General features: G+C 58.8%; 10 protein-coding genes. 2 read left to right on the top strand and 8 right to left on the bottom strand.

Annotated features, from left to right (window positions below; genetic code table 11):
* Positions 1 to 30 precede the first annotated feature (30 nt).
* The 4 genes from mtrA to HMPREF2849_RS04685 all read right to left on the bottom strand — a co-directional run bounded on the left by mtrA (position 31) and on the right by HMPREF2849_RS04685 (position 3,331).
* Positions 31 to 705: an MtrAB system response regulator MtrA gene (mtrA, locus tag HMPREF2849_RS04670; protein WP_048731669.1), complete on the bottom strand. Its 675-nt coding sequence runs from the start codon at positions 703 to 705 to the stop codon at positions 31 to 33.
* Positions 706 to 759: 54 nt separating this feature from the next.
* Entirely contained in the window at positions 760 to 1,389 is a 630-nt protein-coding gene (locus HMPREF2849_RS04675) for a dTMP kinase (protein WP_049172929.1), read from the bottom strand.
* A 45-nt stretch (positions 1,390 to 1,434) separates the two neighbouring features.
* Entirely contained in the window at positions 1,435 to 2,889 is a 1,455-nt protein-coding gene (ahcY, locus tag HMPREF2849_RS04680) for an adenosylhomocysteinase (RefSeq protein WP_049172800.1), read from the bottom strand.
* Between the two features lie 67 nt (positions 2,890 to 2,956).
* Positions 2,957 to 3,331 carry a DUF4259 domain-containing protein gene (locus HMPREF2849_RS04685; RefSeq protein WP_038627901.1) on the bottom strand — a complete coding sequence of 125 codons (375 nt, stop codon included), beginning with the start codon at positions 3,329 to 3,331 and terminating at the stop codon, positions 2,957 to 2,959.
* A 350-nt stretch (positions 3,332 to 3,681) separates the two neighbouring features.
* On the opposite strand from HMPREF2849_RS04685, the gene HMPREF2849_RS04690 reads away from it, so the two are divergent.
* Positions 3,682 to 4,440 (top strand): hypothetical protein, encoded by a 759-nt coding sequence (locus HMPREF2849_RS04690; protein ID WP_070862649.1) that lies wholly within the window; start codon positions 3,682 to 3,684, stop codon positions 4,438 to 4,440.
* Here HMPREF2849_RS04690 and manA read toward each other — a convergent pair.
* The 4 genes from manA to HMPREF2849_RS04710 form a co-directional block, all read right to left on the bottom strand.
* Positions 4,437 to 5,639, bottom strand: coding sequence for a mannose-6-phosphate isomerase, class I (gene manA, locus HMPREF2849_RS04695; protein WP_049172794.1), 1,203 nt, complete (start codon positions 5,637 to 5,639; stop codon positions 4,437 to 4,439). The genes HMPREF2849_RS04690 and manA overlap by 4 nt on opposite strands.
* A gap of 86 nt (positions 5,640 to 5,725) precedes the next feature.
* A complete protein-coding gene (locus HMPREF2849_RS04700; protein WP_049172792.1) occupies positions 5,726 to 6,742 on the bottom strand; it encodes a hypothetical protein in 1,017 nt (338 codons plus the stop codon).
* A 38-nt stretch (positions 6,743 to 6,780) separates the two neighbouring features.
* Positions 6,781 to 8,160, bottom strand: a complete 1,380-nt coding sequence (locus HMPREF2849_RS04705; RefSeq protein ID WP_080971513.1) for a phosphomannomutase/phosphoglucomutase — start codon at positions 8,158 to 8,160, stop codon at positions 6,781 to 6,783.
* A gap of 117 nt (positions 8,161 to 8,277) precedes the next feature.
* The gene (locus HMPREF2849_RS04710; protein ID WP_005509890.1) at positions 8,278 to 8,685 is read right to left on the bottom strand and encodes a DUF3499 domain-containing protein; all 408 of its coding nucleotides are present in this window, start codon (positions 8,683 to 8,685) and stop codon (positions 8,278 to 8,280) included.
* A gap of 172 nt (positions 8,686 to 8,857) precedes the next feature.
* On the opposite strand from HMPREF2849_RS04710, the gene HMPREF2849_RS04715 reads away from it, so the two are divergent.
* Complete coding sequence (locus HMPREF2849_RS04715; protein WP_049172790.1) at positions 8,858 to 9,340, top strand: metallopeptidase family protein; 483 nt, start codon at positions 8,858 to 8,860, stop codon at positions 9,338 to 9,340.
* Positions 9,341 to 9,485: the final 145 nt, after the last annotated feature.

Here is a 9,485-nt window from a genome sequence, read left to right on the forward strand (position 1 = left end):
TCGGCTCCCACTAAAGCTGACTGACCTTGATTAGTCACCCGTCTTGTACCCGACACCGCGGACGGTCAGCACAATCTGGGGGTTTTCCGGATCCAATTCAATCTTCGAGCGCAGACGCTGAACGTGAACGTTGACGAGTCGGGTATCCGAGGTGTGCTGATATCCCCAGACCTTTTCCAACAACTCATCACGGGAAAAGACCTGCTTCGGACGGGAAGCAAGAGTGTGCAATAGGTCAAACTCCAACGGGGTCAGAGAAATCTCCTTGCCATCGCGGAACACGGCGTGACCGGGCACGTCGATAGTCAGGTCGCCGACCTCGAGGGTCTCACTCGGGCTGTCCTCTTGACGACGCAGCCGAGCGCGCACACGCGCCACGAGCTCCTTCGGCTTAAAGGGCTTCGTGACATAGTCATCCGCACCGGATTCCAGGCCGAGGACCACATCGACCGTGTCGGTCTTCGCAGTCAACATGATGATCGGCACCGCCGATGTCTCTCGCACAGTGCGACAGACATCGACACCACCCATGCCCGGCAACATGAGATCCAGCAGAATCAAATCTGGATTCTCCCGCTCTGCTGCCTTGACAGCTTCGAGGCCATCGTCGACTACTACTGTGTCGAAGCCCTCGCGCTCCATCACCATCGTGAGCATTTCGGCGATGGCCGGATCATCATCAACAACCAGGATTTTTGAGCTCATGCGTCATATTCTAAACGTAAAGCTATCTAGTTCTGTAGTTTCCCGTTGAGGTGGCTAGCGCAGGCGTGCACTGATCCATTCCACAAGACGGTCCGCCCCATCATCCCCCGTAAGCATCAACCATGGTGACTGCCACGAGCCTTCCGCGAACTTCTGGTACGCCGCTAGTGTGCGCTCCTGCAAACCCGAGTCCTTTTCGTAGGCATCCCTCGTTCGCTGCACATCAGAGGCTTCCCGCTTGCGTGCGCGGTCGGCTGCCACTCCCACCGACGTGGCCAGACAGACCTGAACGTCGGGAAGCGGAAGTTGGAAATCTCCGAATTCGGTCTTCTCAATCCACCCGACGATCGCCGGATCCTGTGTGCGCGCCAGGGAGTATGCCGCGTTGGATGCGACGTAGCGATCGATAATCAGAACATCGTTCTCGCGCACTGCATCAACAATCGCTTCACGACGTTCTTTGCGGTCCAGAGCGAACAGGAGTGCCATTGCCCAAGCGGAGTCCGCGGTGTCGCCGAGCTGACCGTGCAAGGCTTGATCGGCGAAATCAGCGAAGATTGTCTGCCGGTACGCCGGAAAGGTCATCGAAGAAACGGAGTGTCCTTGACTTCGGAGTTGATTGGTAACAGCTGTGACAAGCGTGTTCTTGCCAGCACCGTCGATTCCTTCGACTGCGATAATCAAATTCTTCTCCTCGCACACATGGCTACGGCCTAGCCTTGGCTAGAACTAGTAGCGGTAGTGCTCTGGCTTATACGGGCCCTCGACGTCAACGCCGATGTATTCGGCCTGTTCCTTGGACAGTCGGGTGAGCTCACCGCCGAGTGCCTCGACGTGAATGCGAGCGACCTTCTCATCCAGAATCTTCGGCAGACGGTGGACAGTGTTGTCGTACTTATCACCGTTGCAGTAGAGCTCAATCTGCGCGATTGTCTGGTCGGCGAAGGAGGTCGACATTACGAAGGACGGGTGTCCGGTGGCATTGCCCAGGTTGAGCAGACGCCCCTCGGAAAGCACAATCAGAGAGCGCTCCTCGCCGTCTGCATGCGGGAAGATGTACTCGGTGACCTGCGGCTTGATCTCCACACGACGGACATCATCGCGGTGGTGCAGGCTGTGCATGTCAATCTCGTTGTCAAAGTGGCCGATGTTGCCCAGCAGCGCGTGGTTCTTCATCTGCTGCATGTGCTCGAAAGTAATGACGTCCTTGTTGCCTGTGGCGGTGATGACAATGTCGACATCTGCGATGACGCTCTCAGTAGCGACGACGTCGAAACCGTCCATCAATGCCTGCAATGCGTTAATCGGGTCGGCCTCGGTGACCTGAACGCGAGCGCCCTGCCCCGCCAGCGCCTCCGCGCAGCCCTTACCCACATCGCCGTAACCGCAAACCAGCACATTCTTGCCGCCAACCAGCATGTCGGTACCGCGGTTGATGCCGTCCAGAAGGCTGTGGCGGGTGCCGTACTTGTTATCGAACTTGGACTTGGTGACGGCATCGTTGACGTTCATGGCCGGGAATGGCAGCACGCCCTGCTCTGCGAAGTGGTAGAGGCGGTGGACACCAGTGGTGGTCTCCTCTGTGACACCCTTGACCGACTTTGCAATTCGGTGCCAACGGCCGGCATCCTTCTCCAAGCTGGCGCGAAGCATGTCCTTGAAGGCAATAAACTCGTCCGAATCCGACTCTTCTGCAGGCGGCACCAGGCCAGCATCCTCGAATTCCATACCCTTAATGACAGCCATGGTGGCGTCGCCGCCGTCGTCCAGAATCATGTTGGCATCTTCATCGCCCCAGTCAAAGATGCGGTCGAGGCACCACCAGTACTCCTCCAGCGTCTCGCCCTTCCAAGCGAAAACCGGAACACCCTGCGGATCCTCCGGAGTGCCGTTTCGCCCAACGACGACAGCCGCAGCGGCCTCATCCTGAGTGGAGAAGATGTTGCACGAGGCCCAGCGGACCTCTGCGCCCAGCGCCGTCAAGGTCTCGATGAGCACTGCGGTTTGAACCGTCATGTGAATGGAGCCGGAAATACGGGCACCGGCCAGTGGCTGCTGCTCTGCGTACTCTTCGCGCAGCGCCATTAGGCCTGGCATCTCGTGCTCAGCCAGACGAATCTGGTGACGACCGGCCTCAGCCAGGGAGAGGTCTGCAACCTTGAAATCAATGTTCTTCGAGGACATGTAACGCTTTCTCTAGATTCTTTGACGTGAGATTCTTCTTAAAGAATTACTACTGGGGACGCGAGAGTTACTCTACCGCTTCGACGCAGTTTTCCAGCGCCGCCTGGTCAGACTCACTGAGTTCCCCCAGAAGACTATCGAAGACCTCGGATGCGATAGCCAACGCATCTTCCTCGCTGCCGTGCGCCTCGGAGATTCCCTCCCGGATGAAGCTGTAGTCCTCCACAATGTCACCGCCGCTAAATGGCGCACCATTCCAAATTGCAATGATCACAGCCGCCGCGAGTGCGCATGCTTTCTCATCGCTATTTTCGGAATCCACCCCAATGCGGCCAGCATCAATCAATGCACCAACACGATCCTGTGAGTCGAGATCCTGAACCTCATCGAAGAGTTCAATGACCGAATCGCTACCAAAAATCTCAGTATCCCAGATGGACATGATAGGTGGCCACGCTCCTTTCGCGCTTCGAACCAATAGCCAGTTTTCGCCTATCGACGAGCGCTTTCCAAAGAGCGCTTTTCGACGAGCCCACGGTAATCTGGCCGCCGACCTAAAAGCTGTCGCCTGCACGTACCGCTAGCCGGAAAACCGCATGTGGCCTTACCGAAGTTCTACCCGACTTTTCGTCACTTTTACAGTTCGAGAGACATATTTAATCCCTTCAACACAATTTTCACCCTAGAGAGAAGATAACGGGCATGTTAAGTTAGTTCCCAGACCTCGTAATGCAACTGTTATCTTTTTCGTTACAGGGCGACCTCACGCATGACACGAAAGGAGTACCTACCATGGTGAAGAAGGCTTTTGGAGCTCTTCTGCTTGCAGCCCTTCCCCTGAGCGCTTCGCTCGTAGGCTGCTCCGATAGCAATGCCGCCAAGGGTGCAAATCCGGAAAACGCCGGCTCTCAGTCGGAAATGGAGACCTCTGCTCCACTGCCTCCAGTTCCTAGTGATGCCGAGCTGCAGCAGACCACTGAACCGAATTCAGATTCCTCGCTGACTGAGACGAACGACAGTCTAGTATCTCGTCCGACCACGTCATCGAGCACCGAGATCGTTGAGGATCCGTACCTGCCACCGCAGGCGTACATCCCCCCGACTTCCACAAGCTCAAGTGCGACAACTCCGACGTCGACGACATCGACACCTCCGACGACCACGGAGACCACAGAGCCCACCTCTGACGACGTTTCTTCGCCGACGCCCAGCAAGCCGGTGCCACTGCTACCGGAAGATAACTCGGAAAAGCCGAACGACAGTCTTCCGGAAGGCGATGGTGGTGCAGCAGCTGAGCCGAAGCCGCCTTCATCGCAGGCGCAGTCCCAGTCGGGTACGCAAACCACAACTCCGTCCGAGACTCCTCAGAAGACTCCTCCGAAGGAGCCGACATCCCCGAAGGAGCCGACACCTCCGAAGGACCAGACCCCTTCGACGGAGAAGGACACCACTGGCGGCAATGGGGCTAGCAATAGCAAGATTTCCCCAATCCCGGAAAAGCCGAAGGACTCCGGATTCCTGGGAAATCTCTTCGATAACGACGAGGACTAACCCACCCGCGGGACGGTCGCGACAAAGACGGTTGCCCCGTCTTGGCGCGCAGTCAGCTCAATATCGACTGCGTCGACAGCCGGAACCCAGGCCGCATGGCCGCTGGGAACCTCAACCACGGAGTCGTCGTGACGCAACGCCACCGTGCCCGCTGTAGACAACACAACCGTGGCGGATTCTTCGTCGAGCAGAACATGTTCGCCCGGCTCCAGATCCCGCGAACGAAGGCGAAACTCGCGCACCGGCGCGTCATAGTCATTCCAGCCATCATCGGTCAGCCGCGACTGCAGCACCGGATCTGGCAGCGGTCGGAAAGAGAGCACGCGCAGTAGCTCCACGACATCGACGTGCTTAGAGGTCAGCCCTCCGCGCAGCACGTTGTCGGAGTTGGCCATGATTTCCACGCCCATGCCATTGAGGTAAGCATGCAGCTGTCCAGCACCAAGGTAGATGGCTTCGCCCGGCTGTAAGCGAAGGCGATTAAGCAGCATCGACCCCAGGACTCCCGGGTCCCCCGGATACTTTCGAGCCAATTCGCAAGTGGTCTCGGCTACTCGCGAGAACTCCTCGTCATCGCCACTGTAATCCGCGCACTTGGCAGCCACGGCCTCGACCAGCTCATCGAGGACATCCTGGGGCAACGTCAACCACGTTGTAAACAATGCCCGCAGAGCACTCTCGTCATCGGCGGCATCGAGCAGTCCCATGTAATGGTCGAGCTCCGGTACCGCCAGCGTCGCGAGCAACTCCTTCGTGCGCTCCACCGGGCGGAATCCGGCCAACGCGTCGAAGGTAGTCAGGGCGACAATAAGTTCCGGCTTGTGGTTGTTGTCCCGGTAATTTCGGAAATGTGCAGTGGCCGGAATGCCCTCCGCATTTTCGCGTGCAAATCCCTCCTGAGCTTCTGCCAAGGTGGGGTGTGCCTGCAGCGATAACGGCTCATCGGCTGCGAGCAGCTTCAACAGGAACGGCAGCCTGCCGTTGTCGGTGTCAATTGCATATCCGAGCGCAGCTGCCGGATCCTGCGCAATGAGCTCATCCAGCGGCGTGCCGGCCACCGTGGCCGATGCCAGTGCATGCGCACCAAACCACAGTTCCGCCCAGGGCTTCGATGTGGGAGCGTCCGCACCGGTGATTCTCGCCAAATGTGTACGAGACCCCCAGGGGTACGACTGCAGCACGGGGTCCAACAGCTCCATGCCCGTATCACTCCTCTAATAGTCACTTCTGGCGCGAGCACGCCAATCTCACCGAAGGCCCAAAAGCCTTCGGTGACACCCGGCGATTACGCAGAAAACGCCGCAATCGCACCAACTCTGGCTGCAGCAACACATACTTCAACCAATGGATGATGAGTCTCCGCATCGAGCGCAGGGCACTCCACACGAGCCCATCCAACCTCGCCGTAGTGGTCCCGGTAGTGGCCCACATTGTTCGGCGCAGCTAAAACAATCGCCCCCAACGGTAGCACTGTCGCCCCTTCATCCCCACCATCAATAAACGGGTCATAGAAAATATCGCGGCTTTCCTGGGGTTCTGCAGCGAGCAACGCGCCCACACTAAGAGACAATTCGCTTATCGACGACGCTGCCGAGACCACGCCTGCCTCAAGCATCTGTAACGATGCCAGTTCCGCTACCGGCGCCAGCGCCGAGGTCGTCGACACTGCAAGCATTCTGCGGCCTGCCACCCACTGCGCTACCTGCCGCGCGGGGTTAACTGTTTCATCTCGCTGCGGAGCACAGGCGGCAATATCGGCGTCCACCGCATCAGCGACTTCCTCCACTACCCCGGCCGGAGCCAGGGTGGTGGCACCGCATTCGGTGAGCGCGCTGGCGATGGCACCGACATAGGCGGTAAAGGACGCGGACTCCGCCATCGCCGGGCGCGGAACCACAACCGTATCGGGGCTACCGGCGGCACGCAGTGGCCCTTCACCGGGATCCACCACGACCGTGGCAGCACCTCGCCTATCAGCTTCAGCCAGAGCTGCCCCCAGTGGGCTGCCGGGGTTGTCGTCACAGACGATGACCAAGTCGAGGGCACCGACATAACTGGGCAACTGATGCGCAATTACCACCGGACAGCGGATATCGTCGGCAAGCGCGCGCACGGATTCGGCAGCGAGCTGCGCCCGACGATTTCCCACGAGGATGACCGCACTGCGCGGCAGTGAAAGTTGAGCAAACGCACCCCCGCGAGTCGCGGAAGCAGCAGCTCTGAGACCTGCACCGGCAGTGGCCATACGATAGAACAGGGCCTCTTGGCGCGGGTTATGGGAGGAGTCGAATGACGAGGTCATACTCCCAAGCATGCCTGAAAACGGGCGCGTGGGGTTGATTAACCGCGGATGATGCCGAGAACTTCGTCGACAAGAGCGTCGACCTCAGCACGCGTCGGAGCCTCGACGTTCAGACGCAGCAGCGGCTCCGTATTGGAGGCCCGGACGTTGAACCACGCCTTGGAGTCCGCCAGCTCAATGGTCAGGCCATCCATCCAGTCCGAGGACTCCGTGCGATCGGCAAACGCGGCCTCGATTTCCTTCTGCTTGGCCTGCTGCTCCTCGGCACTACCCAGGCGGGAGTTAATCTCACCGGAGGCCTCGTAGCGGTTGTACTCGGCCATGAATTCACTCAGCGGCTTATCCTGCTCGGCCAGTGCGGCCAGGACATGCATGGCAGCCAGCATGCCGGAGTCTGCGTTGAAGAATTCCTTGAAGTAGTAGTGCGCTGAATGCTCGCCACCAAAAACAGCACTGTGCTCGGCCATTTGCGCCTTAATAAAGGAGTGCCCAACACGGGTACGAACCGGGGTTCCGCCGTTTTCCACAATCATCTCCGGCACGACGTGCGATGTGATCAGGTTATGGATGATAGCCGCACCCGGGTTCTGCTCCAGGTAGCGGGTGGTCACCAACGCACAGATGGCCGATGGGCTGACCGGGTTGCCCTTCTCGTCGACGACGAAGCAGCGGTCAGCGTCGCCATCGAAGGCAATACCGATGTCTGCGCCCTGCTCCACCGTAAACTTCTGTAGGTCAACGAGGTTGGCGGGCTCCAATGGATTGGCCTCGTGATTCGGGAAGTTGCCGTCGAGCTCAAAGTAGAGATCAGCAACATCCATGTCTTCTCCGAGCACTGCCGGAACTGTCAGTCCCCCCATACCGTTACCGGCATCGACTGCAACCTTCAGGCGACGGCCGGAGCGAATGTCGACCAGCCCATGGAGGAACGCCGCGTAATCCTGCAGAACATCCTCACGATCAATTTCGCCCGGAGTGCCGGTGTACTCCGGGATTCCGTCGACAAGCAGATCCTTAATCTGAGCAAGCCCTGTCTCCTGCCCGATCGGGCGGGCGAGCGAACGGCACATCTTGATGCCGTTGTATTCAGCTGGGTTGTGGCTGGCAGTGAACATCGCGCCCGGGCATTCCTTTACTCCGGAGGCGAAATACAGCTCGTCCGTAGAGGTCAGGCCGAGCAGGGTGACGTTGAGCCCCTGTGCAGCCGCGCCGTCGGCGAAACTAGCCGCCAACTCCGGTGAGGACTCACGCATATCGTGGCCAACTACGGCACGTGTTGCGCCCTCTGAACGCATGATGTGTCCGAAGGCGGCGCCGATGGCTCCGACAAGATCCGCGTCGATGCCCTCACCGACAACACCGCGCACGTCATAGGCCTTGATGACGGCATCCAAATCGGAACGATTGTAAGTGCCCACGAAAAACCTCTCTGTGGCTAGTATCAGTTTTGTGAAAAATGATACTAGCCACAGAGAGGCTCTCACAAAGAAATGCCGCGGCAAGATGGCATGAGCTGGGGCACGGCGCCCGACCCGTTAGTCGTCCGAATCCTCCGGATCGCGAACTACATGCAGGTGACCGCGCGCGGATTTCCGCGTCGACGGGTGGCGGCTGGAATCAATCTTGTAGGTCTGCGGACGGTTGTCGACCTCATCCCGCAGCACCAGGCCAGTCGCGTTGCGGCCAGCTTCACGGACGGCTTCCGCCAGTGCGGTCAAATCATCATCGTCCTGGGCGGGCGTCGGCACGTCGTAACGCACGAGCTCCCACCCCAGCGGTGCGGTGATAGAACGCGCGTGCTTCTCACAGAGATCCCAGCTATGCGGTTCGGACGCGGCGGCGAGCGGACCCACCACAGCCGTCGACTCCGCGTAGGCATACGTCAACGTAGCTACGGCAGGTTTGCCACAGCCGGGCCGGCAACAACGTCTAAAAACACTCACGGCATCAAAGTCTAGACCCTAACTTTAAGTTTCGATAGTTTTTCTCCCACTCGGGCGTTTTTCGCTTTCCGACGCTCCCCCGGGGCACCCCAGCCTTACCCAGTAAACCTGCGACATGGCCGGAAGCTGGCCTCACCCACGTTGACGATCCGACCGATTAAGCTCAACAAATATGAATTCATCGGCTTATACTCCGCGCTCTTTGCGACGCTCACTGCGACGCGGTCGCGGACCTCGGGGTCCTCTGTTGCCGCCGGAGGTACCCCGCTGGAAGAGCCGTTCAGAAGCTTTTGACCAGGCGGTTATTGACGCCTACGCCCCATTGGATCAGCACTGGTCCCGGCAACTGTCACACCTGGACATCGCCATCGACACGATTCCTCGCATGCAGTTGCGCCCGGACATGTATTTCCCGGAAGAGATTGTCGCTGACGGACCTGTACCGCTGGGACGGCTTATCCCCGCTGGCATTGACCGCGTAGGCAACCCCACCCGCCCCTGCGTAGTAGTGTTCCGCCGCCCCATTGAGCGCCGTGTCTCGGGTCGAGTGGAACTGGACCAGATGCTGCAATATGTACTGATCCGCCTGGTGGCGGTATATCTGGGCATTGATCCGGTTGAGGTGGACCCTAGTTTCAACGAGAACTTCCTGTAGAAAGCTTTCTTCTAAGGAGCTCCCTAGAGACCGGGTTAATAGACAAACAGTGTGTGATTCTCAAGATAGTAACTGGTCAGGCCCCATAAATTACCGGCTGCACGCGTGAATACGGGCTGCAAATGTGAAACTGTGCAAGTTTATG

Source organism: Corynebacterium sp. HMSC073B01 (assembly GCF_001838255.1).
GTDB lineage: Bacteria > Actinomycetota > Actinomycetes > Mycobacteriales > Mycobacteriaceae > Corynebacterium > Corynebacterium jeikeium_D.